We start from the raw sequence: 23,416 nt of genomic DNA, 5'->3' as shown, positions 1-23,416 counted from the left end.
GCGCGCGAGATCGAGGCGGCCCCCAGGCTGGTGGCGACCGTGTCGCCGGAGCTGGTCGATGGCCTGGAGCGCGCGCTTGCCGAGACCGCGCAGGCGATCGGCTATCCGGGCGCGCTGGTGGTGCGGCCCGGCGCTGGCCTGCCGTCCTGCGCCTTCACCCTCGATTTCGGCGACGGATCGGCGAGCTTCGATCCGCAGGCCGCCGCCGAACGCGTCGCCGCAGCCCTCGACGCGGCGCTCGCCGCCGAGGGCCTTCATGCCGAACCCCTCATCCCCGGTCACGAGAGTTGAGCCATGTCCGACACTGAACTGAAGCTCGACGAATTCGCTCCCGACGACGGCCCTGCGCCGGAAACGTCCATCGACCTCGAGGAGAAGAACGCCTCGGACCTGGCCCCGGTCTTCGAGGTCCCGGTCAACATCTCGGCCGTGCTCGGCCGCGCCACCATGTCGGTCGCCCAGCTTCTGCAGCTCGCTCAGGGCAGCGTGCTGGAGTTGGACCGCAAGGTCGGCGAGGCGATCGACATCTATGTGAACAACCGCCTCGTGGCGCGCGGCGAGGTCGTCATCGTCGACGAGCGGTTGGGCGTGACCATGACTGAAATCATCAAGGACGGAGACACCGCGGCCTGACGGCGGCGCGTGTTCTGGGAGATAATCGATGAGGCTTCTGGTCGTCGGAAAACTGAACGGGCAACTGTCCACCGCCGTGAAGATGGCGATGGCCGCGGGCGCCAAGGTAAGCCACGTGGAGACCATCGCGGCGGCAACCCATGCGTTGCGCGCCGGACAGGGCGCGGACCTGCTGATGGTCGACTACGAGCTCGACATCGGGGCCCTGATCGCGGCCAACGAGGCCGAGCGCATCACCGTGCCGGTGGTCGCCTGCGGGGTCGGCGCCGATTCCCAGCGCGCGGCGGATGCGATCCGCGCCGGGGCCAAGGAGTTCATCCCGCTTCCGCCGGACGCCGAGCTGATCGCCGCGGTGCTGGCCGCCGTCTCCGACGACAACCGCCCGATGGTGGTGCACGACGATTCCATGCGCGCGGTGATCGCCGTCGCCGACCAAGTCGCGGCCTCCGACGCCTCGATCCTGATCACCGGCGAGAGCGGCGTCGGCAAGGAGGTCATCGCCCGCTACGTCCACCAGAAATCGCGCCGTTCGCAGCGCCCCTACATCACCGTCAACTGCGCGGCGATCCCCGACAACCTGCTGGAAAGCGAGCTGTTCGGCCACGAGAAGGGCGCCTTCACCGGCGCGGTCGCCCGGCGCATCGGCAAGTTCGAGGAAGCCAGCGGCGGCACCCTGCTGCTGGATGAAATCTCCGAGATGGACGTGCGCCTGCAGGCCAAGCTGCTGCGCGCCCTGCAGGAACGCGAGATCGACCGCGTCGGCGGGACCAAACCGGTCAAGATCGACATCCGCGTGCTCGCCACCTCGAACCGCGACCTCGCCCAGGCGGTGAAGGACGGCGCGTTCCGCGAGGACCTGCTGTACCGCCTGAACGTCGTCAACCTGCGCCTGCCGCCGTTGCGCGAACGCCCGGGCGACGTGCTGGCGCTGGCCGAGCACTTCGCGCGCAAGTACGCCGCCGCCAACGGGGTGGAGAACAAGACGCTCTCCGCCGAGGCCCGTCGCCGGCTGGCCGGACACCGCTGGCCGGGCAACGTGCGCGAGCTTGAGAACGCCATGCACCGCGCAGTGCTGCTGTCGCCGGGTCCGGAGATCGAGGACGCCGCCGTTCGCCTGCCCGACGGTCAGCCGTTGAGCGCGCCCGACGCCGGTTCGCGCGCCGCACAGGCCGCCTCCTTCGCCGCCGAGACCGCCAGCCGCGCCTTCGTCGGCCAGACGGTGGCCGCCATGGAGCAGCAGCTGATCATCGACACCCTGCAGCACTGCCTGGGCAACCGCACGCACGCGGCCAACCTGCTGGGTATCTCGATCCGCACCCTGCGTAACAAGCTGCGCGAGTACGGCGACGCCGGCGTCGCCGTCCCCGCCCCGCAAGGCGCAGCCGGCGCCCACGCGGCCTAACGCGGAATGACCGACGCCAGGATCTCAGGCCCCCGCGGCGCGCCCAGTGCGCGCGAGGTGTGGGGCTGGGTCGCGCGCGGCGACGTGGCGATGGCGATCGGCGTCGTCGGCATCGTCGTCCTGCTGATCGTCCCGATCCCGGCGTTCCTGCTGGACACGCTGCTGGCCCTGTCGCTGACCAGCGCCGTGCTGATCCTGATGACCTCGCTGCTGATCAAGCGGCCGTTGGAATTCACCGCCTTTCCGACCGTGCTGCTGGTCGCCACCCTGTTCCGCCTGGGCCTGAATCTCGCCTCGACGCGACTGATCCTCGGTCATGGGCACGAGGGCACCCACGGCGCCGGCAAGATCATCGAAGCCTTCGGCAAGCTGATGATGGGCGGCAACTTCGTCATCGGCCTGATCGTGTTCATCATCCTGGTGATCGTGAACTTCGTGGTGGTCACGAAGGGCTCGGGACGGATCGCCGAAGTCGCCGCCCGCTTCACCCTCGACGCCATGCCGGGCAAGCAGATGGCCATCGACGCCGACCTGTCGTCGGGCCTGATCGACGAGACCGAGGCCAAGACGCGCCGCAAGGAGCTGGAGCAGGAATCGACCTTCTTCGGGGCCATGGACGGCGCTTCGAAGTTCGTGCGCGGCGACGCCGTCGCCGGCCTGATCATCGTCGGCGTGAACATCGTCGGCGGCATCCTGATCGGGGTGCTGCAGCACAAGATCCCGCTGGGCCAGGCGGCCGCCACCTACACGATCATGACCATCGGCGACGGCCTGGTCAGCCAGGTGCCGGCTTTGGTGATCTCCATCGCCGCGGGCTTCCTGGTGTCGAAGGCCGGCGTCGAGGGTTCGGCCGACAAGGCCCTGGTCATGCAGCTGGCCATGAACCCGATCGCGCTGGGGATGGTCGCCGCGGCCTCGGGCGTGATCGCGCTGATCCCCGGCATGCCGATCCTGCCGTTCGCCGCCCTGTCGATCGGCGCGGGCGCGCTGGCGTGGCGCCGGTCGCAAGACGCGCTGAAGCCCGCCCCCGTGGAGATCGCGCCGCCCCCGCCCGCCGAGCAGGACGAGCCGATCTCCCAGACGCTGGCGATCGACGAGATCAAAATCGAGTTGGGCTATGGCCTGTTGCCGCTGATCAACGACCTGGAAGGCCGCCGGCTCACCGATCAGATCAAGGCGCTGCGCCGCACGCTGGCGGCCGACTTCGGGTTCGTGATGCCGGCGGTGCGCATCCTCGACAACATGCGCCTGCCCACCGAGGGCTATTGCATCCGCATCAAGGAGCTCGAGGCCGGCTCCGGCGAAGTGCGCCTGGGCTCGCTGATGGCCATGGATCCGCGCGGCGGCCAGGTGGACCTGCCCGGCCAGCATGTGCGCGAGCCGGCCTTCGGCCTGCCGGCCACCTGGGTCGACGACGGCCTGCGCGAAGAAGCGACGTTCCGCGGCTACACCATCGTCGATCCGGCCACAGTGCTGACCACGCACCTGACCGAGATCCTCAAGGACAACATGGCCGACCTGCTGTCCTACACCGAGGTCCAGAAGCTGCTGCGCGACCTGCCGGCCGAGCAGAAGAAGCTGGTCGACGACCTGATCCCGGCGACCGTGACGCCGACCACCCTGCAGCGGGTGCTGCAGGCGCTGCTGCGCGAGCGCGTCTCGATCCGCGACCTGGCCGCGATCCTGGAAGGCGTCGGCGAAGCCGCACCGCACACCGCCTCGATCCTGCTGCTGGTCGAACAGGTGCGCTCACGCCTGGCCCGGCAACTGTCCTTCGCCTACCGCGGCGACGACGGCGCGCTGCCGATCGTCACCATGTCGGCGGAATGGGAGAACGCCTTCGCCGAGTCGCTGGTCGGTCAGGGCGACGAGCGCCAGTTGGCTTTGGCCCCCTCGCGGCTGCAGGACTTCATCCGCTCGGTGCGCGACACCTTTGAGCGTGCGGCGCTGGCCGGAGACTCGCCGGTGCTGCTGACCAGCCCGGTGATCCGCCCCTACGTGCGCTCGATCATCGAGCGGTTCCGCGGTCAGACGCCGGTGATGAGCCAGAACGAGGTGCACCCGCGCGCCCGGCTGAAGACCGTCGGCACGATCTGACGCCTTCGCGGGCGGCGGGTCGGACGCTGTGTCGCGGCCACGTTTGCAGCGTTGCGATGAATCCCACGCGCTGATAGCGGTTTGCCGCAAGGGGCCATGGCGGCCGGAGCGTTGGACAGGCGTATGCGGCGACCACAACGAATCCCCAAGGCGCTCGGACACGCGGTTATCTGGGATTTCCTGACGTTCGAGCGTCTGGTGACCGGCACCCTGGTCCACCTGATCTACTGGGCGGGCCTGGGCATCATCGTGCTGGGCGCATTCGGCACGGTCGGCGCGGCGGTGGGCGTGGCCCTGCGCGAAGCCAGCATCCTGGGCGTGTTGCTGGCCATTCCGGTGCTGATCGGCGGCCTGCTGGTGATGGGCGCGCTGGCGCTGATCTGGCGCGCGGCCTGCGAATTCTACGTCGCCATCTTCCGCATCAGCGAGGACCTGCACGCCATGCGTCTCAGCGAGGAAGCCGCTGCGAGGCCGACATTGCGTCCCGCCGCGCCGCGGCCCGAAGCCTGAGGCTCAGCCGCGGATCGCGATCAGCGATTTGGTGAGGCCGGCGAACCGCTCGTCCACGTGGCGGGCGTCGGGAAACAGAAACCTGAACTGCGTCTTGTCGAGCAGCCGCGCGTGCTGCACGTCGCGCATCGCCTGGCCCATATCCGGCGACCGCTCGGCGAACCCGTGCCGGCGGCGCAGCAGCGAGCGCGCCCGGCCCTGCTCCGAACGCCAGTGGAAGCACAGGCTGGAGAAATGCGGCTCCACCGGGAACCAGAAGTACGGCGTCTGCACGTAGTAGCGCGGCGCCAACCGGCGCGCCTCGCGGGCGAACGCCTCCATGCGCGGCCAGTCGCCGACGTGCTCGATCACCGAATTCGAATGGACGAGGTCGAAGGCGTTGTCCGGATAGTCCATGGCGCAGGCGTCGCCCTGCAGCGCCTCGAACAGCGGATCGTCGACGGTGAAGGCCTGCGGATTGACCAGGGTGATCTTCACCATGGCGTCTTCCAGGAACTTGCGGTCGAACAGCCGCCAGTAGTCCGGCTCGCCGCCGAGATCGAGGATGCGCGCGCCCGGACCTGCCGCGACGATGAGCTCCACGACGCGCTTGGCTCGCGCCCGCCGCATCTGCTGGGCGAGGGAGTTGGGGTTGTCCGGATCCTGGAGGCTGTAGATCAGCTTCATGCGCGACGAGGTTTAGCGGCGCGGCTTTGCGTTTCCGTAAAGGCCGGCGGAAAGACCGTCGGACAGTGCGTGCGCGGCGTCCTTCGGCCAGCCGTCATCGTTGAACGGCGCGGGCGCATCGGCGGCGTTCTCGCCGCGCAGCCAGGAATCCTTGTCGCGCAGGCCCCATAGGGTCAGCGCGAAGCGCTGGGCTTCGGGCAGGCCTGCGAACGCCTCGGCGGTTTCGGTGTAGAGCGCAGCCTGCCCGCGCTCCAACTCGGCGCGGGGCGCGAAGCGCCGCTCCACGCGGCTCAGCGACACGTCCAGCTCCGACACGTGGATCGGCAGGCCGAAGCGGGCCAGCGCCTGCAGCGTGCGGGTCATGGCGCCGCCGGGCAGGTCGGCGGCCAGATGGCTCTGGCAGCCCAGCCCGCCCACCGGCGCGCCGGCCTTCAGCAGGCGTTCCACCAGCCGCTGGAAGGTGTCGAACTTCTTCGGCAGGCTTTCCAGGTTGTAGTCGTTGATGAACAGCACAGCGTGCGGGTCGGCCGCCTTGGCCAGATCGAAGGCGCGGCGCATGTGGTCGAAGTCGCCCAGCTTGTCGGCCCACAGGCTCTGACGCCAACCCTCGCCGTCCTCGGCCACCGCCTCATTGACCACGTCCCAGCCCACGGCCTGGCCGCGGTATCGACCGACGACGGTGGTGATGTAGTTGTCGAACGCCGAGGCGAAATTCACCCGGCTCTCGTCGAGTTTGACGAAGGCGTCGGGCTTCTGGGCGTACCAGACCAGGGTCGTGCAATAGAGCCGCTGGCCGTTGGCCTTGGCGAAGGCGGCGATCCGGTCCGGCCGGTCGAACCGATAGGTCCCGTCCGGCTGGAGGATGTATTCCATCTTCATCTCCCACTCCGGCGTGAGCTGGGAGCATTGGGCGCGCGCGAGCTGCACCCACAGCGGCTGGTCGAGGTGGGAGACTTGGACGCAGGTTCCCACCGGAAACGTCGCGGAATCCTTCAGTGACTTGAGCAGCGGCGGAGCCAGCGCCGGCTGAGACTTCGCCCTGCCCTCACAGGCGGCCAGCGCCACGGCCGAGCCCAGCACCAGCCTGCGGCTCAAGCCCCGCGACAGTCCGCTCATCGTGAGTTGGCCACGCGACGCAGGCCCAGGTCGTCGAGCATGGCGATCTCGCGCTTGGCGACTTCCTTGCGCTCGGTGAGCTGGATGTTCTCCGCCACATGTTCGTATTTCTTCTGGGTTTCAAACGCCTGGTTCAACGCATCGCGGGCGCCTTCCTCCTCCTGCTTCAAAAGCGCGATGTGAGCGTCGGCCTGGGCCTTGCGGACGCGCAACGCGTCCATGAAAGCGATGTGACACCAGCCGGCCTCGGCGTCGTCGCGGGCGTTCAGCGCCTCGGCCTCGCCCTCGGCGTCCAGCAGGGCGCGCTTCACCTCGACGGCGGCGCGGGCGTCGGCGATCTCGGACAGGCGCTTCTGCAGCACCTCGACCTCGTAGGTCGACAGCCTGATCAGCGATTGAGCCCAGCTCATGCGGTTTCATCCTCAAGGATCTGCGACAGCCGTTCGAACGCCGCCTCGATGCTGGTCGACTCGTCCTTGTCCTGGCCCATGAAGGCTTCGAGCTGTGGAGTCAGGCGGATTGCGCGGTCGATTTCCGGATCGGACCCGGCGCGGTAGGCGCCGATGCGGATCAGCTCTTCCATGTTGGCGTAAGCCGACAGGCTGCGCCGCGCCTCGGAGACGATCGTGCGCTCCCCAGGGAGTTGGCAGCCGGGCATGGTCCGGCTGATCGACTTCAGTACGTTGATCGCCGGGAAGCGCCCGCGTTCGGCGATGGCGCGTTCCATGACGATGTGGCCGTCGAGGATGCCGCGCACGGCGTCGGCGATCGGCTCATTGTGGTCATCGCCGTCCACCAGCACGGTGAACAGCCCGGTGATCGGACCGGCGGTGGTGCCATCGGGGCGAATGGGACCCGGCCCCGCGCGTTCCAGCAGCTTCGGCAGTTCGGTGAACACGGTCGGCGTGTAGCCCTTGGTGGTCGGCGGCTCGCCCGCGGCCAGGCCGATCTCGCGCTGGGCCATGGCGAAGCGGGTGACGCTGTCCATCAGGCACAGCACCTCGAGGCCCTGGTCGCGCATGTATTCGGCAACGGCCAGGGTCATGTAGGCGGCCTGGCGGCGCTTCAGCGCCGGCTCGTCTGAGGTGGCGACCACGACGACGGCGCGCTTCAGTCCTTCTTCGCCCAGGGTCTCCTCGATGAACTCGCGGACCTCACGGCCCCGTTCGCCGATCAGACCGACCACCACCACGTCGCACTGGGCGTTCTTGGCCAGCATCGACAGCAGCACCGACTTGCCGACGCCGGAGCCGGCGAACACGCCCAGCCGCTGACCGCGGCAGCAGGTGGTGAAGACGTTCATCGCGCGCACGCCAAGGTCCAGCCGCTCGCCCACGCGGCCGCGGGCGTGCGCCGGTGGCGGCGGGCTGCGCAAGGGATAGGCGGCCAGGCCCTGGGCCAGCGGCCCCTTGCTATCGATCGGCTGGCCAAAGGCGTCGATGACTCGCCCCATCCACGAGCGCGACGGGCGTACAGCAGATCCCAGCGGCTCGATGCGGATCTCGGCGCCGGGCGCGACGCCCTCTACCGGGCCGAACGGCATCAACAGAGCGCGGGTCTCACGGAACCCGACCACCTCGGCCACGAGCGGCGTGTCGCCGTAGCGGGCGACCTCGGCGCGGGCCCCGACGGCGAGCCTGGTCAGCCCCCCGCGCGCCTCGATCAGCAGGCCGTTCACCGCGGCCACGCGGCCGGAAACGGTCAGGGGGTCGAGGCGATCGACCGCGGCGACGAGACTGTCCAAGGAGGCGCTCCGGATTCAGCCTCCAGACTCGCCCCGGCCGCCTTAACTTGGCGTGAAGACTCCGCGGCCTTTCCCCCTACGGGGGGCGCCCCTAGCGCAGGGCCTTGGCGATCTTCGCGGCTTGCCTCGGATGGCGCACGGCGAAACGGGCCGCGCCCATGGGCTTGCGCAGCGCCGCACGCAGGACGAAGGGGCGAACGGCGCGGGCGATCGCCGGGCGGGCGGTGCGCGACAGCACGCCGCGGGCGAAGTAGGCCGCCACCCCTGCGACGATCAGCCCGCCCACCGCCGCGGTCAGCGCCGGATGCTGGCGGCTCTGGGTGTAGACGCTGAATCCGCGGCCGCGATAGGCGCTGGTCCGCACCTCGCCGTCGTCGCCTGGGCCATAGAGGTTGTCGCCTGAGGACTTCACGCCTGAGCGCTTGGAGAGGTTCGGCAGAAGCGCCGAGAACACCCGGTCAGCGACGCCGGGAGCGGCGCCCCCGGCCAAGGAGATCTGACGCCCAGCGCCGCCAACCGTGATGTCGCGCACCGGGTGCTGCGCGGCGTACAGGATCGCCTCGGCGACCACTTCCGGGGTGTAGACAGGCGGGGGCACGCGCGCCGGCTTGTCCATGTTGTTGCGGGCGTGGTCGGCGAACGGCGAGTTGATGCTGCTGGGCTTGATCAGGGTCACCGAGACCGGCGCCTTGGCGTTGCGCAGCTCCATGCGCAGCGCGTCGGTGAAGCCCTTCACCGCATGCTTGGACGCCGAATAGGCTCCCAACATCGGCGCGGCGACGTCGGACAGCACCGAGCCCACGTTGATCAGGGCGCCGCCGCCGCGCTTTGTGCGCAGATGCTTGATCGCCTCCATCGAGCCGTTGACGACGCCGAAGTAGTTGGTGCGGAACAGCTGCTCGTGGTCGGCGTGGTCGAGATCGGCGAGCTCGCCATAGACCCCGACGCCGGCGTCGTTGACCCAGGTGTCGAAGCCGCCGAACCGGGCGATGGCCGCGCGGGCGATCTTGCCCACGTCCTCGGGGTCGCCGACATCGCCCACCACGGGGTGCGTGCGCCCGCCGGCCGCATTGAGCTCGTCACAGATGCGGCGCAACGCCGCGTCGTTCCGGGACGTGAGCACCACAGCCGCGCCCGCCTTCACCGCCATGCGGGCTGTCGCCAGGCCGATCCCCGAGCTCGCGCCGGTGATCACGATCACCTGCTGAGAAAGCGGCTTGAGCTTCACATGCATCGCGTAACAGTCCCCTTCGACTTGGCCGCCCCTGGCGCTGCCAGAACGGTCCGGCGGCTCCCGGCGTTCCGTGCCAGCGTTCTGCGAAAGGCCGCAGGGCTCAGCTTCCTACAACCTGATCACGAAAGATTCATCCCAGGTGCGACTCGACGCCTCCCCCGCGGCGCTTGCCGGGTGAATCGAAATCGTATTAACGATTCGGTCAGTGGGATTTCACTATTAACCAGTCATAAATTAACTCGCGCGCAAGTTAACGGCGAGGGTCTGGGTGAATCCCAGCAGTGGACAGGGCTCACGCCTAAGGCGTGCTAGGAGGATGCGATGCGCGTGTTGTTAATCGAGGACGACAGCGCCACAGCGCAAAGCATCGAATTGATGCTGAAGTCCGAAGGGTTCAACGTCTATACGACGGACCTTGGTGAAGAAGGCGTCGATCTGGGCAAGATCTACGACTACGATCTGATCCTCCTCGACCTCAATCTCCCAGACATGAGCGGACTCGACGTCCTGCGCACTCTGCGTGTGGCGAAGGTCAATACGCCGATCATGATCCTGTCCGGCTCGGCCGAGATCGACACCAAGGTGAAGACCTTCTCCGGCGGCGCCGACGACTACATGACCAAGCCGTTCCACAAGGATGAACTGGTCGCCCGCATCCACGCCGTGGTCCGCCGCTCCAAGGGCCATGCGCAGTCGGTCATCCGCACCGGCGACATCACCGTCAACCTCGACGCCAAGACCGTGGAAGTGAACGGCCTGCGCGTCCACCTGACGGGCAAGGAATACCAGATGCTGGAGCTGCTCTCGCTTCGTAAGGGCACGACGCTCACGAAGGAGATGTTCCTCAACCACCTCTACGGCGGCATGGACGAACCCGAGCTGAAGATCATCGACGTGTTCATCTGCAAGCTGCGCAAGAAGCTGGCGGCCGCGGCCGACGGCAAGCACCACATCGAAACGGTCTGGGGACGCGGCTACGTCCTGCGCGACCCGCAGGAAGCCCAAGTCGCGGCCTGAGGCTTCTCAGGCCTCCGACCGACGTCGACGCCCGCCCTCGGCGGGCGTTTTCGTTGTGGAGAACACGCATGCGTTCGCCCGCCAGCGTCGCCGGCCTGGAAGACCTGGGACGGGTCCGGCTGTCGGCCAACTTCTATCTGCGCGATTTCCTCTACAGCGAGATCGCCGCACTGCACGGCTTGCGCAACATCCCCGAGGATCCCGACCTGGCCATCGCCGCCGGTCGCCAGCTCTGCGAGACCCTGCTGGAGCCGCTGAACGCCACGTTCGGCCGCGTCGCCATCCGTTCGGCCTATCGCTCGCCGGCGGTGAACGCCTTTGGCAACGCCAACGGTTTCAACTGCGCCAGCAACGAAGCGAACCACGCCGGCCACATCTGGGACCGTCGCGACGCGGCCGGGCGGATGGGCGCCAAGGCCTCCATCGTCATTCCCTGGTTCGCCGACCGATACGCCGCTGGTGAGGACTGGCGGGCGCTCGCCTGGTGGATCCACGACCACCTGCCCTATTCCAGCCTGCAGTTCTTCCCCAAGCTGGCCGCGTTCAACATCGGTTGGCGCGAGGATCCTGCGCGTCGCATCGACAGCTTCATCGCGCCGAAGGGCTGCCTCACCAAGCCCGGCAGAGACGGCCACGACGCCGATCATTCAGGCTGGTACGCCGGCTGGCCGTCGCTGGCGGCGTCGGGCCCCCTCTAGCGCTTCCACGTTGCCCGGGCCCGAGGGTGCGTGGCAAAACGCAGGGTCATCGATCGCGCAAGGGACAAGGCCATGAGCTCCGACGTCGTCATCTACCACAACCCGTCCTGCGGCACGTCGCGCAACACCCTCGCCTTGCTGCGCGAGAAGGGCGTCGAGCCCGACGTGGTCGAGTACCTGAAGGTCGGTTGGACGCTGGATCAGCTCAAAGGCCTGCTGGCGCGCATGGGCGCCAAGCCGCGCGACGTGCTGCGCGCGCGCGGCACTAACGCCGAGGCCCTGGGCCTGACCGATCCGGCGGCGTCCGACGACAGAATCCTGGAGGCCATGACCCGCGAACCGATCCTCGTGGAGCGTCCGATCGTGGCCACGTCCAAGGGCGTCGCCCTGTGCCGCCCCGCCGAGAAGGCCTTGGAACTGCTCTGAAACCTGCCCTGTGACAAAAGGACTCTCCGCCGGGTCCTTACTTGCCGTTAACCATACCGCTCCAGCATGGTCCGCGCCTCCTCAAGGGGGCGATGAGGTGGTTCGGCCCGATCCCTGCAAGAGGGACGGGTCGGCGTTTTCAGAACGGAAGCACCATGCAGGAATTCGATCCCCGGCGCTCGGCCATGCGCTATGCGCCGAAGCTGCTCGCCGGCGCGGCGGTCGCCCTGGCGCTTGCCGCCGGCTGGAAGCTGGCCACTGGCGAACGCATCGTCGCCGAACGCGCGCCCACCGATCCGGCGCAGAGCGCCGCCCTTGAGCACGCCGCCTTCGCCCACGCCGAGGCCCAGCCTGGCTTCGCCCGCCCCGAGAAGATCCCGGTCAAGATCCAGGCCGGCGAGACCCTGGAAAGCGCCGTGCAGCGCGCCGGCGTCGCCCCCGACGAAGCCCGCGCCGCGGTCGAGACCCTGGCCGAGGCCATGGACACCGTGCACATCAAGGCCGGCATGGCGTTCGACGCCGCGGTCGCCAGGCCGCGCGGCCAGCGCGGGCCGGCCCGCCTGATCGGTCTTTCGCTGCGCACGGGCCCGGCCAGCGCCATCACCTTGTCGCGCACGTTCGACGGCGCCATGCGCCTGCGGGAACTGGAGGAGAAGGTCAGCGACGAGACCACGGTCGCCGCCGGCGAGGTCGATGGCTCGGTTTACGAGAGCGCCGAGCGCCTGGGCGCGACGCCTGCGATCACCGCCCAGGTGGTCAAGCTGTTCGCCCACAAGCTGGACTTCGCCCGCGACATCAAGCCAGGCGACGACTTCAAGCTGGTGTTCGGCCGCAAGGTCACCGCCAGCGGCCGCACCGTCGAGGTGGGCGCGCTGGACTACGCCGAACTGCATGGCGTGCGCTTCTATCGTTTCGAGCGCGCGGACGGCCAGGTCGACTACTTCGACGAAGACGGCAAGAACATCCGCGGCTTCCTGCTGCGCACGCCGGTGGACGGCGCGCGGATCACCTCGACCTTCGGACCCCGCCGCCATCCGGTGCTTGGCTACACCCGCGCCCACCAGGGCGTCGACTTCGGCGCCGGCACGGGCACCCCGATCCTCGCGGCCGGCGACGGCGTGGTGCTGGAGGCGCGCCGCTGGAGCGGTTACGGCAACTGGCTACGCGTCCGCCATGCCGGCGGCTGGGACACCGGCTACGGCCACATCTCGCGCTACGCCAAGGGCATCCGTCCCGGCATGCGCGTGCGCCAGGGCCAGGTGGTCGCCTATGTGGGCTCCACGGGCCTCGCGACCGGACCGCACCTGCACTACGAGGTCTGGCGCAACGGCGACCGGGTGAACCCGATCGGCGCCAAGGTGCCCCAGGGCACCGTGCTGGCCGGCGGCGAACTCGCCGCGTTCCGCAACCAGAAGGCTCGCATCGACGGCCTGCTGGCCGCCCAAGAGGACGGTGCGCGCCAACTGGCGTCCGCCGAGACCGACATCGTCAAGATCGGCCTGCGCCGCTAGGAGCCGCTCCTCGGCGCATTGACGCCCCTGGCCGCACGCGCCCACCATGGCGCAAAGCGTGACTGGGGGAGATTTCCATGACCAAGGGCTTTGAGCACGGCCTGTTCACAATGGACCGCCGCCGTATGCTGGCCCTCGGGCTAGCGGCCACTCTCGCGCCCCTCGCCGCACGCGCCCAGACGCTCACTCCGCCTGTGGCCACCGGTTCCGGACCCGTGCGCGGGATCGCCGGCGAGGGCTACAGCGCTTTCCTGGGCCTGCGCTACGCCGCCCCGCCGACCGGCGCGCTGCGCTTCATGCCGCCCGCTCCGCCGGTTCCCTGGAAAGAGCCGGTCAGCGCCGCCGCCTATGGTGCGCCGCCGGTGCAGATGTATGCACGCCCGTCCGGCGAGGCGAGTTCTGCGCTGGGCCGCTCGCTGTATCCGGTATTCCCCCACGCCCGCGAGACGCGCGAGGGCCGCGAGGACTGTCTGTTCCTCAACGTCTGGACGCCTGCGCCGGACGCCAAGAAGCGGCCGGTGATGGTCTGGCTGCACGGCGGCGGCCATGTCTATGGCTCAGGAAGCTGGCCGTCCTATGACGGCGCCAACCTGGCGCGCCGACGCGATGTGGTGGTGGTGACGCTGAACCACCGCCTGAACGCGTTCGGGTACCTGAACCTCGCCTCGGCCATGGGCGAGACCTACGCCAAATCCGCCAGCGTCGGACTGCTCGACATCGTCGCTGCGCTGGAATGGGTGCGGGCCAACATCGAGGCGTTCGGTGGCGATCCAAGCAACGTCACCCTGTTCGGAGAGTCAGGCGGCGGCGGCAAGGTCTCGGCGTTGATGGCCATACCGGCCGCCAAGGGCCTGTTCCACAAGGCGATGGTGCAAAGCGGCGCGGGCCTGCGCGCCATCCCCGCCGACAAGGCCGCGGAGTCCGCCGCCCTGGTGCTCACCGAATTGGGGGTGGCCAAGGGAGACACCGCCGCCCTGAACGCCCTACCCGCCGCCCAGATCATCACCGCCTGCTATGCGGTGCAGGCGCGCACGCCGGGATCGCTGTCGTTCGGCCCGGTGCTGGACGGGGTGGTGCTGCCGCGCAACCCGTTCGACCCGGACGCGCCGGCGCAGTCTGCCGACATCCCGCTGGTGATCGGCACTAACAAGGACGAGATGACCCTGTTCCTGGCTTCGTCGCCGTGGTTCGGGACGCTGACCGAGGCGCAACTCGTCGAGCGCGCTGATCAGATCGCCGGCGCGCGTGCGCCAGCCCTGCTGGCGGCGCTGCGCGAGGCGCGGCCGGGCTATTCGCCGACCTATCTGCTGGCCGCGTTGATGAGCGAGACGGCGATGGTCGCCGACAGCTATCGTGAGGCAGACCGCAAGGCCGCCCAGGCCGCGCCGGTGTTCATGTACCGTCTGGACTGGGAGACGCCGATCGCCGACGGCGTGTTCAAGACGCCGCACACGCTCGACATCCCACTGGCGTTCGACAACATCGAGACGGCGCGGGTGTTCGTCGGCCCAGGGCCCGAGCCGCAGATCCTAGCCGACCAGATGAGCGCCGCCTGGGCCGCCTTCGCCCGCAACGGCGATCCCTCGACGCCGAAGCTGCCGTGGCCGCGCTACGACCCGGTGCGGCGCGCGACCGCGGTGTTCAATGTCGAGAGCCGCATCGTGCACGACCCGGACCCCAAGGTCCGCGCCGCGCTGATGGCCTGAACTCAGCTGTCGAAGACGATGACCGAGCGGGCGAGCTCCCCGCGCTTCATCTCGTCGAACGCCTCGTTCACCTGGTCGAGGCGGATGCGGTTGGAGATCATGTCGTCGAGCTTCAGCTTGCCGGCCATGTAGAAGTCGACCAGCCGCGGCATGTCGACGGGGAAGCGGTTCGACCCCATCATCGAGCCCTGCAGCTTCTTCTCGCCGAGGAAGGCCGCGCCCGAGAGGCTGATCTTCTGGCCAACCGGGATCATGCCGAGGATGGTCGCCGTGCCGCCGCGGCGAAGGATGCGGAACGCCTGCTCGGCCGTCGCGGTGAGGCCGATCGCCTCGAAGGCATGGTGGACGCCGCCCTTGGTCATTTCCAGCACCGTGCGGCCGAAGTCACCGTCCTCGGCGCAGACGAAGTCGGTGGCCCCGAAGGCGCGGGCGAAATTCTCCTTACCGCGCACCCGGTCGATGGCGATGATCCGCCCGGCGCCGGCGATCGCGGCCCCGTTGATCGCCGACAGGCCGATCCCGCCGCAGCCGATCACCGCCACGGTCTCGCCCGGACGCACGCCGGCGGTGTGGATCACTGCACCGACGCCGGTGGTCACCGCACAACCGATCAGCGCGGCGCGGTCCAGCGGCATGTCCTTGCGGATCGACACACAGGCGTGCTCGTGGATCAGCATCTGCTCGGCGAACGACGACAGGTTCAGATACTGCGGCATCGCCACAGCGCCCTGGGTAAGCCGCGGTTCGTCGTCCTCTCCACGCTGCATCTCCGGCGAGACGCAGAGGCTCAGGTGTCCGGTCAGGCAGTACTCGCAGTGGCCGCAATAGGCCGACAGGCAGGTGATCACATGGTCGCCCGGCTTCACCGTGCGCACATCGGAGCCCACCGCCTCGACGACCCCGGCGCTCTCGTGACCCAGGACCGTGGGCAGCGCCAGCGGATAGGAACCCTCGATGTAGTGCAGATCGGAGTGGCAGACGCCCGCCGCCGCGGTGCGGATCAGCACTTCGCGCGGGCCAGGCTTGGAGATCTGCACGTCCTCGATCTGCAGCGGCTTGCCCACTTCGCGTAACACAGCGGCTTTCATCGAGCGTGTCCTTCCCGGGATTCTGTTGCGCGCCCGGCTTATCGCCGTTCCGCGCATCCAGCCAGAGGGCTCCGTCAGGCCTGGGCGAGGCCATCGCCCCGAGCCGGGCGCGACCAGGGCAGGCGCAGACCGCGCAACGCGGGCCAACGCCAGGACATCTGCGGGCGCGCCGGGATGCAGGCCTCCAGGGTCGAGAGGAAGCGATCGACGGGGCCGTCGTTGATGAAGTGGTCGCCGCCGGCCACACGCTCGACCCGCGCGGGACGCCGCGCGCGAGTCTCGGCGACCAGCCGCTCGGCGATCTCGATCGGCGCGAAATCGTCCTGGTCGCCATGCACCACATGGATCGGGATGCGCAGCCGGCCCAGCGCCGCGCGCACGGCATCCAGTTGCGCGGGCTGTCCGGTGACTTCGAGCACAGCGTTACGCAGGTCGCGCGGGATCAGCTTCAGCGCGCGGCCGCCCATGTCCAGCAGCCAGCGCGCGGTCGGGCCCGCCTCGCCGAAGTAACCCGAGAGCAGCACCAGGCTCGCCACTCGATTGGGCTCGGCCGCGGCCATCAGGGTGGCGATGGCGGCCCCGTAGGACTGGCCGACCAGGATGGTCCGCTGACCCGGACGCGCCTGCAGAAGGGGCGCGAGGGCGCGCGCCTGGACATGGATGTCGGGCACATGATCCAGCGGCTCGGAATTGGCGAAACCCGGCCGGTCGACGACGATCATCTCCCGGTCCTGCGGCAATGCGGCCAGGACCGGCGCCCAGTACTCCGACCAGGACGGCGAGCCGGTGATCACCACGATCCGCCAGGGCGCGGGCGTGGTTCGCGGCGTGGTGATCGCGGAGATCTTCCACCCGTAGCCGCCGCCGGCGACGAAGCTGGTTCGACGCACGATGCTGTCCGGATAATCGGCCGTGGTGGGTGCGTGTTCCTTGCGGCCCAGCGCAGCGCTCTCCAGGCAGGCCCAGCCCACCTCCAGCAACCCCTTCGGACGTCTGCGCCCCACGGTCTGGCCTCCGGCGGACGCCAGAGGCCCGCTACGATGGTCTAACGCGCGAAGCGCCGCCGGAGTTCGCGTCAGCCCTGCGTGACTTTCAGCGGCGTCGCGACGCCGATCTGGTCGCGCGGTTCACGCTTCATCACCTTGCCGGTCGGGCCGATCGGCAGACTTTCGACGATCCGCACCTCGTCGGGGATCCACCACTTGGCGACCTGGGCGGCCACGTGGTCCTTGATCTCATCGGGCGTCGCCGTCTCGCCGGGCTTCAGCATCACCAGCAACAGCGGCCGCTCGTCCCACTTGGGATGATAGACGCCGATTGCAGCCGACAGCGCCACCGCCGGGTGCGTGGAACAGGCGTTCTCAAGATCCAAAGACGAGATCCATTCACCGCCTGACTTGATGACGTCCTTGGCCCGGTCGGTGAGCCGCAGGTAGCCTTCCGGGTCCAACGCGCCCACGTCCCCAGTGTCGAACCAGCCGTCGGCGGTGAACGCCGATGGCCCGTCGCCCTTGAAGTAGGACGATGCGACCCACGGCCCCTTCACCTGTAGGCGTCCGGGCGTGACGCCGTCGCGGGGCAGTTCGTTGTCCTCATCGTCGACGATGCGCAGGTCGACGCCCCACTGGGCGCGGCCGGCCTTCTGCTTGCGCGCGATGATGTCGTCCGGCGTCATGTCCCCGTGGCTGTGCAGCGCAGTGTTCATCACCCCGTTGGGGCTCATCTCGGTCATGCCCCAGCCCTGGCGGATGCTGACGTTCAGCTTGGATTCCACCCTGCGGATCAGCGCCGGGGTCGGGGCCGAGCCGCCGATGATCAGGGTGCGCAGGGTGGTGATCTCCTGTCCGGTGGCGTCCAGGTGATCCAACATGCCCTGGAAGATGATCGGCACGCCCAGGATGAATGTCGCCTTCTCGGCGATCGCCAGTTCGCAGACGCTGGGTCCGTCCAGAAAGCGTCCTGGGAAGACGATCTTCGCCCCCGCCATCGGCCCGACATACGGGATGCACCAGGCGTTGGCGTGGTAGAGCTGGGCGCAGGGCAGGATCACATCGCGCTGGGCGACGTCGTAGATGTCCGGCGCGCGCACGGCCAGCGAGTGCAGCACGGTCGAGCGGTGCCCGTAGAGCACGCCTTTCGGATTTCCCGTGGTGCCTGAGGTGTAGCAGAGCGCCGAGGCCATTCGTTCGTCGATCTCCGGCCAGATGAACTCAGGCGAATTGGCGTCGATCAAGTCTTCATAGTTGAGCACGTCGCCCGGCGTGCCGGCGGGGCGATTGGCGGCGTCGCACATCACCACGCGGGTCTTCAGCGACGGGACCTTGGCGGCAAGCAGGTCGGACAGGTCCTCGAAGCCCGGATCGTAGAGCAGCACCGAATCTTCGGCGTGGTTGGCGATCCAGGCGACCTGGTCCGGGAACAGTCGCGGGTTGATCGTGTGCAGGATCGCGCCGATGCCTGACACCGCGTAGTAGAGCTCGAAGTGCCGGTAGGTGCTCCAGGCCAGCGTCGCCACGCGATCGCCGGGCTTGACGCCCATGGCGGTCAGCGCATTGGCCATGCGTTTGGCGCGGGCGAGCGCATCGGCGTAGCCGTAGCGGTGGATCGGCCCCTCCAGCGTGCGGGTCACGATCTCGCGTTGGCCGTGGTACTGCGCGGCGTATTCCAGGATCGACGGCAGCGTCAGCGGCCGGTCCATCATCAGAGCGTGCACCGTTCCTCCCGGGTTGTGGCGTCTTTTCCGCAAACTACCGCCGCGTCCGCGCCAGCGCCAGCGCGCCCTAGGGGAAGGCGGTGGCCTCAGCCCGCCTCGACCTTGCCGATGGCGCCCAGCATGTCGAGGTCGGCGGCGGCCTGCAGCACGCGGACGGCGGCGGCGTTGACCACCTGCTCGGTCTGCATGTCGTAGGGATTGAACACTGCGAAGCCCATCATGTGCATGATGTTCTGGCGATACGACAGGAACAGGTCGTCGAAGCTGGGCGCGTCCTTACCGCCGCTGGCCACCAGCACCGCGCGATAGTGTCGGATCAGATCCTGTTCGCTCGCACGCCGGTCCTCGACGCTGAGCGCGGACAGGAACAGCTCGGCATGATCGTGTCCGGGCGCGCTGGGGAAGGGGCATTGCCAGTCCATGAAGCCTGGCGCGCCGTCCGCTTCGAAGTACAGGTTGCCGATATGGCAGTCGCCGTGCAGCAGGACAGGCGTCCTGGCGTCGTTGATCGCCCACACACGTTCCTGTGCCGCCAAGGCGAACTCCCGCGATGGGAGGATGTCGCGGATCATATCGCCGTAGAAGCGCTCGTGCACCGCGACCCAGTTTTTCTCCCGGTACATGTAGCGCTGGAAGGCGCGCGCGGGATCGGCCCAGTCGCGATAGGCCTCCAGTCGCTTGTCGCCCCAATATTGCGCGTGCAGCTTCGCCTGGCCTTCGACGAAGCCGGCGATGACGTCGGGCGTCACATCGTCGGTGATATGGCCGAACCGCACGCCCCGCGCAGTCATGTCCTCGAGGATGACGACGCCCTGCTTCTCGCGCTCGTCGACGCCGGAGAAATAGGCGACTGGGATGTTGATCGGCAGCTCGCCCGCGAGCTCTGCGTAGAAGCGCGCCTCCTGGATCAGCGCCGCCCACACGCGGCGGCGCATGACGTCGTCGAAGCCGCCCTTCACATAGACCGCGTCCGGCGCGTCCCCGGCCTCCCCGCGGCTTTCGTAGTCCAGGGTGAAGCGGGCCGACGTCGAAGTGCCGGCGCGTTCGGCGTCACGGACCAGCCCCTTGATCGCAACACCCGGAAAGCGCGCGGACAACGCCTGAGTCAGCCACTCCGGCGTCACCTCGTCCAGGGTCAGCGGAAGCCGCATGTCAGTGGTGAGCGCCATGTTTCCGGTCCCTGTGCTTGTCGGCGGATGATCGCCGCGATCCCGGTCCGCGCCGGAGTTATCCATAACATCACTTATCTTATGGACCTTGTCGAGTTGACCGCTGGGCGAAGCCGGTGCGCGCGGACGTCGGCGACCGTGTAGTCTGGCGCGCGGTGCGGACGACCCGCGCCCATGCGTTGGGGGGCGGAATGCTTTCGATAGCGGCGTTCGCGATGGTCGCGACGTTCATGACGCTGATCATGACCAAGCGCCTGTCGGCGATGATCGCGCTGATCCTCGTCCCCGTCGCCTTCGGTCTGCTGGCGGGCTTCGGCGGCGATCTCGGTCCGATGATGCTGGCCGGGGTGAAAGACCTCGCACCCACCGGCGTCATGCTGGTGTTCGCGATCCTCTATTTCGGCGTGATGATCGACGCCGGCCTGTTCGACCCGCTGATCAAGGCGATTACTGCGCTGGTCCGCGGCGACCCGGTGCGCATCCTCGTGGGGACCGCGGCCCTGGCGATGATCGTCTCGCTCGATGGCGACGGGTCGACAACCTACATGATCACCACCGCGGCGATGATCCCGCTCTACCGCCATATGCAGATGGATGTGCGCAAGATGGCGTGCGTCATCGTCATGGCCGGGATGGTGATGAACATCCTGCCCTGGGGCGGACCCACCGCGCGCGTGATGAGCGCGCTGAAGCTGGACGCTTCGGAAGCCTTCGTCCCGCTGATCCCGGCGATGATCGCGACCGCCGCCTGGGTGTTGTTCGTCGCCTGGCGGATGGGCCTTCAGGAACGCCGGCGCCTCGCCGCCCTGCCCGAGGACGCGGTCGACGAGGACGCCAGCGGCGAAGAGGTGATCGCCGAGGATCCGGCCACCGACCTGCGGGCGCGCCGTCGCCCCCTGCTGTGGTTCAACCTGGCGCTCACCATCGCTGTCATGGCGGCGCTGATCACCGCGATCGCGCCCCTGCCCGTCCTGTTCATGGTGGCCTTCGCCATCGCCATGGCGGTGAATTATCCGCGGCTGGAGGACCAGCGCGAGCGGATCGCCACCCATGCCGCAAATGCGCTGGCGGTCGGCGGCATGGTGTTCGCCGCCGGCGTGTTCACCGGCATCCTGACGGGCACGAAGATGGTCGATGCGATGTCGGCTACCGTCACCGGGGTGATCCCGCCGGCGCTGGGCCCGTACATGGCGCCGATCACCGCAGTGCTCAGCGCACCGTTCACCTATTTCATCAGCAACGACGCGTTCTATTTCGGCGTGCTGCCGATCCTGGCCGAGACAGCCTCGCACTATGGGCTGTCGACGGCGGAGATCGGCCGCGCGTCGCTGGTCGGCCAGCAGGTGCACCTGCTGAGCCCGCTGGTGCCGTCCACCTATCTGCTGGTGGGCCTGGCCGGCATCGAGTTCGGCGAGTTGACGCGGATCACGCTTAAGTGGTCGCTGGGGGCCTGCGCGGTATTCGGCCTGGCCTGTCTGGCGACGGGGGCGTTCCCGTTGGCGGCGGGATAACCCCTCAGGCCGCCATGCGGGCCTTGAAGACGCCGTCGGGGAGGCGCGGCGCGCGCGACGGGTGGATGAAGAAGTAGTCCTTCCACGGCAGGTCGGGGACCACGGTCGTGCGCTCCTCCAGCCGGTCGCCGTTCAAAGCGAACATCCGATAGCCGCGCGAACGGAACAGCTCGACTACCGCCTCCGCCGAGCCGCCGAAGCGGCTTTCCAGCATGCGCGGGTGGATCTCGATCAGCACGTGGGGGCGATCGCGGTCGAGCAACGCATGGGCGCCGGCCAGCGCCTTCTGCTCCGCGCCCTCGATGTCCATGCGGATGAAATCGACGCGGGTGACGCCGTGGCTCTCGCAATATTCGTCGAGGGTGACCACCGGCGTCGCCTGCACTTCAGATCCGCGATCCTGCAGGTCCGGGCGCAGCGGGCCGTCGGCGGGCGGCGGCTCGTCGGTGACGAAGGCGTAGGCGCGGCCCATGCGGCCGGAGGTCTTCTTGGGCGTCACCAGGAACAGCTCACCCGGAGCGTCGGAGACCGCGGCGTGGACCGTCGTCACCCGGTCGGAGATGCCGTGCCAGGCCATGCAGGTCTGCAGCACCTGGAAGGTGAACTCCGACGGCTCGAAAGCATAGATGCGGGCCTTGGGCGCGACCTTGGTCATCACATAGGAGTGGCGGCCGTCGCTGGCGCCGATGTGCAGACAGACGGGAGAACCCGACAGCAGGTCGGCCAGGTAGGGCGTCTCCGGTTCGTGCTTGGCCCAGCGCAGATTGCGGCGCCAGGCCCGGAAGGCATGCCCAAGCACGCGAAGCGAAGCCATCTCTACTCTCCAGCGCCGGTCGCGCTCGTCCGCACCCGGCGCCCTTCTTAGGCCGCGTCGCGCGTCACCGTCATCATGTAGTTGACGTCGACGTCGGAGGAACGGGTCCAGCGGCCGCTCAAAGGGTCGTAGGCGACGCCGAACGGGCCCTCGACGCCCACCGGCTGGCCGGCAAGAAAACCACGGATCTCGTCGGGCTTGAGGAACTTGCGCCAGTCGTGGGTGCCCGCCGGCAACCAGCGCAGCACGTATTCGGCCCCGACCTTGGCCAGGGCGAAGGCCTTCAGCGTGCGGTTGAGGGTGGCGACGATCATCAGTCCGCCCGGCGCCACCAGCGCCGCGCAGTCGCGCAGGTAGGCGCCCGGGTCAGCGACGTGCTCGATCACCTCCATGTTCAGCACCACGTCGAACGGGCCCTGGCGATCGGCCAGCAGTTGCTCGGCGGTGGAGGCGCGATAGTCGATCTCAAGCCCCTGCTGGGCGGCATGGGTCGAGGCGGTGGCGATGTTGCGCTCCGAGGCGTCGACGCCGGTCACTGTGAAGCCCAGCCTGCGCATCGGCTCCGAAAGCAGCCCGCCGCCGCAACCGATGTCGAGCAAGGTCAGCCCCTCGAACGGTGTGCGGGACGCGGCGTCGCGGGTGAAGCGCGACAAGGCCTGGTCCCGGATGAAGCTCAGTCTGACGGGGTTGAAGCGATGCAGCGGCGCGAACTTGCCGTGCGGGTCCCACCATTCGGCGGCGATGCGCGAGAAGCGTTCGACCTCGGCGGGATCGATGCTGGAGGCGGTTGGAGTCATGACTTTCCTCTTATCGTCCATCGCCGGCCGCGCGAAGCCGCCTCGCGCGGCAGGACGGCCCAGGTTGCCCCGGCGGCCGGCTGTGGCTAGAAGGCGCCTTCTCAAAACGGGGGTGGGTGCAAGGCGTGTCCCGGCTGGTGATGAAATTCGGCGGCACTTCGGTGGCCGACCTGGACCGCATCCGGCGCGTCGGCCGGCTGGTCGCCGCCGAGGTCGCGGCCGGCCATCGCGTCGCCGTGGTGGTGTCGGCGATGTCGGGAAAGACCAACGAACTGGTGGCCTGGACCGACGGCGCGGGGCCGGCGGCCAATGGCCTCGCGCCCTCCGACGACGAATACGACACGGTGGTGGCGTCCGGCGAGCAGGTGACTGCGGGCCTCCTGGCCATGACCCTGCGCAACATGGGCCTGGAGGCCAAGTCCTGGCTGGGTTGGCAGATCCCGATCATCGCCGACGACGCGCACGGCCGCGCGCGCATCGACGACATCCCGCCCGAGAAGCTGGGCGCGGCGCTCGACGCCGGCGAGGTGGCGGTGATCGCGGGCTTCCAGGGCGTCACCCGCG

General features: G+C 68.7%; 21 protein-coding genes and 2 pseudogenes. 12 read left to right on the top strand and 11 right to left on the bottom strand.

Annotated elements, in window-relative coordinates; all coding sequences use genetic code 11:
- The 5 genes and pseudogenes from Q8M88_RS09785 to Q8M88_RS09765 form a co-directional block, all read left to right on the top strand.
- A pseudogene (locus Q8M88_RS09785) lies at window positions 1-291 on the top strand (flagellar assembly protein FliH); the annotation flags it as partial.
- Window positions 292-294: 3 nt separating this feature from the next.
- Window positions 295-633, top strand: a complete 339-nt coding sequence (gene fliN / locus Q8M88_RS09780) for a flagellar motor switch protein FliN (protein ID WP_305596840.1) — start codon at window positions 295-297, stop codon at window positions 631-633.
- A gap of 28 nt (window positions 634-661) precedes the next feature.
- Complete coding sequence (locus Q8M88_RS09775) at window positions 662-2,035, top strand: sigma-54-dependent Fis family transcriptional regulator (protein WP_305596832.1); 1,374 nt, start codon at window positions 662-664, stop codon at window positions 2,033-2,035.
- Window positions 2,036-2,125: 90 nt separating this feature from the next.
- Window positions 2,126-4,132 carry a flagellar biosynthesis protein FlhA gene (gene flhA / locus Q8M88_RS09770; protein ID WP_371132664.1) on the top strand — a complete coding sequence of 669 codons (2,007 nt, stop codon included), beginning with the start codon at window positions 2,126-2,128 and terminating at the stop codon, window positions 4,130-4,132.
- A gap of 123 nt (window positions 4,133-4,255) precedes the next feature.
- Window positions 4,256-4,642 carry a DUF4282 domain-containing protein gene (locus Q8M88_RS09765; protein WP_305596828.1) on the top strand — a complete coding sequence of 129 codons (387 nt, stop codon included), beginning with the start codon at window positions 4,256-4,258 and terminating at the stop codon, window positions 4,640-4,642.
- A gap of 3 nt (window positions 4,643-4,645) precedes the next feature.
- Here Q8M88_RS09765 and Q8M88_RS09760 read toward each other — a convergent pair whose 3' ends face one another.
- The 5 genes from Q8M88_RS09760 to Q8M88_RS09740 form a co-directional block, all read right to left on the bottom strand.
- Window positions 4,646-5,308 carry a class I SAM-dependent methyltransferase gene (locus tag Q8M88_RS09760; RefSeq protein ID WP_305596826.1) on the bottom strand — a complete coding sequence of 221 codons (663 nt, stop codon included), beginning with the start codon at window positions 5,306-5,308 and terminating at the stop codon, window positions 4,646-4,648.
- 12 nt (window positions 5,309-5,320) lie between these two features.
- Window positions 5,321-6,424, bottom strand: a complete 1,104-nt coding sequence (locus Q8M88_RS09755; RefSeq protein ID WP_305596824.1) for an endo-1,4-beta-xylanase — start codon at window positions 6,422-6,424, stop codon at window positions 5,321-5,323.
- Entirely contained in the window at window positions 6,421-6,834 is a 414-nt protein-coding gene (locus Q8M88_RS09750) for a flagellar FliJ family protein (RefSeq protein WP_305596822.1), read from the bottom strand. The genes Q8M88_RS09755 and Q8M88_RS09750 overlap by 4 nt, the downstream gene beginning before the upstream one ends.
- Window positions 6,831-8,168 (bottom strand): flagellar protein export ATPase FliI, encoded by a 1,338-nt coding sequence (fliI, locus tag Q8M88_RS09745; RefSeq protein WP_305596820.1) that lies wholly within the window; start codon window positions 8,166-8,168, stop codon window positions 6,831-6,833. The genes Q8M88_RS09750 and fliI overlap by 4 nt, the downstream gene beginning before the upstream one ends.
- Before the next feature lie 91 nt (window positions 8,169-8,259).
- Window positions 8,260-9,402, bottom strand: coding sequence for an SDR family oxidoreductase (locus Q8M88_RS09740; protein WP_305596818.1), 1,143 nt, complete (start codon window positions 9,400-9,402; stop codon window positions 8,260-8,262).
- A 321-nt stretch (window positions 9,403-9,723) separates the two neighbouring features.
- Here Q8M88_RS09740 and ctrA point away from each other — a divergent pair, with 321 nt between their 5' ends.
- The 5 genes from ctrA (at window position 9,724) to Q8M88_RS09715 (ending at window position 14,760) form a co-directional block, all read left to right on the top strand.
- Window positions 9,724-10,419 (top strand): response regulator transcription factor CtrA, encoded by a 696-nt coding sequence (ctrA, locus tag Q8M88_RS09735; protein ID WP_305596816.1) that lies wholly within the window; start codon window positions 9,724-9,726, stop codon window positions 10,417-10,419.
- A gap of 68 nt (window positions 10,420-10,487) precedes the next feature.
- Window positions 10,488-11,117 (top strand): hypothetical protein, encoded by a 630-nt coding sequence (locus tag Q8M88_RS09730; protein WP_305596814.1) that lies wholly within the window; start codon window positions 10,488-10,490, stop codon window positions 11,115-11,117.
- A 72-nt stretch (window positions 11,118-11,189) separates the two neighbouring features.
- Window positions 11,190-11,543, top strand: a complete 354-nt coding sequence (arsC, locus tag Q8M88_RS09725; RefSeq protein ID WP_305596812.1) for an arsenate reductase (glutaredoxin) — start codon at window positions 11,190-11,192, stop codon at window positions 11,541-11,543.
- Window positions 11,544-11,698: 155 nt separating this feature from the next.
- Complete coding sequence (locus Q8M88_RS09720; protein ID WP_305596810.1) at window positions 11,699-13,054, top strand: peptidoglycan DD-metalloendopeptidase family protein; 1,356 nt, start codon at window positions 11,699-11,701, stop codon at window positions 13,052-13,054.
- Between the two features lie 77 nt (window positions 13,055-13,131).
- A complete protein-coding gene (locus Q8M88_RS09715) occupies window positions 13,132-14,760 on the top strand; it encodes a carboxylesterase/lipase family protein (RefSeq protein ID WP_305596808.1) in 1,629 nt (542 codons plus the stop codon).
- Window positions 14,761-14,762: 2 nt separating this feature from the next.
- Here Q8M88_RS09715 and Q8M88_RS09710 read toward each other — a convergent pair whose 3' ends face one another.
- From Q8M88_RS09710 to Q8M88_RS09695, 4 genes are all read right to left on the bottom strand, one after another.
- Window positions 14,763-15,848, bottom strand: a complete 1,086-nt coding sequence (locus Q8M88_RS09710; RefSeq protein ID WP_305596806.1) for a Zn-dependent alcohol dehydrogenase — start codon at window positions 15,846-15,848, stop codon at window positions 14,763-14,765.
- Between the two features lie 74 nt (window positions 15,849-15,922).
- Window positions 15,923-16,852, bottom strand: a complete 930-nt coding sequence (locus Q8M88_RS09705; RefSeq protein ID WP_305596804.1) for an alpha/beta fold hydrolase — start codon at window positions 16,850-16,852, stop codon at window positions 15,923-15,925.
- Between the two features lie 71 nt (window positions 16,853-16,923).
- The gene (locus tag Q8M88_RS09700) at window positions 16,924-18,561 is read right to left on the bottom strand and encodes a long-chain fatty acid--CoA ligase (protein WP_305596802.1); all 1,638 of its coding nucleotides are present in this window, start codon (window positions 18,559-18,561) and stop codon (window positions 16,924-16,926) included.
- A gap of 86 nt (window positions 18,562-18,647) precedes the next feature.
- Window positions 18,648-19,730, bottom strand: a complete 1,083-nt coding sequence (locus tag Q8M88_RS09695; RefSeq protein WP_305596800.1) for a phosphotransferase — start codon at window positions 19,728-19,730, stop codon at window positions 18,648-18,650.
- A gap of 116 nt (window positions 19,731-19,846) precedes the next feature.
- Between Q8M88_RS09695 and Q8M88_RS09690 the strand changes: the two genes are divergently transcribed.
- Window positions 19,847-21,241: a CitMHS family transporter gene (locus Q8M88_RS09690; RefSeq protein WP_305596799.1), complete on the top strand. Its 1,395-nt coding sequence runs from the start codon at window positions 19,847-19,849 to the stop codon at window positions 21,239-21,241.
- Between the two features lie 4 nt (window positions 21,242-21,245).
- Here the strand turns inward: Q8M88_RS09690 and Q8M88_RS09685 are convergent, their stop codons facing one another.
- Window positions 21,246-22,055, bottom strand: coding sequence for an FkbM family methyltransferase (locus Q8M88_RS09685; RefSeq protein WP_305596797.1), 810 nt, complete (start codon window positions 22,053-22,055; stop codon window positions 21,246-21,248).
- A gap of 47 nt (window positions 22,056-22,102) precedes the next feature.
- Window positions 22,103-22,852, bottom strand: coding sequence for a bifunctional 2-polyprenyl-6-hydroxyphenol methylase/3-demethylubiquinol 3-O-methyltransferase UbiG (gene ubiG, locus Q8M88_RS09680; RefSeq protein WP_305596795.1), 750 nt, complete (start codon window positions 22,850-22,852; stop codon window positions 22,103-22,105).
- Window positions 22,853-22,977: 125 nt separating this feature from the next.
- On the opposite strand from ubiG, the pseudogene Q8M88_RS09675 reads away from it, so the two are divergent.
- Window positions 22,978-23,416: pseudogene (locus tag Q8M88_RS09675) on the top strand (aspartate kinase); the annotation flags it as partial.

It is taken from the genome of Phenylobacterium sp. (genome assembly GCF_030693805.1).
GTDB lineage: Bacteria > Pseudomonadota > Alphaproteobacteria > Caulobacterales > Caulobacteraceae > Phenylobacterium.
This window is presented reverse-complemented; position numbering and strand designations above follow the sequence as displayed.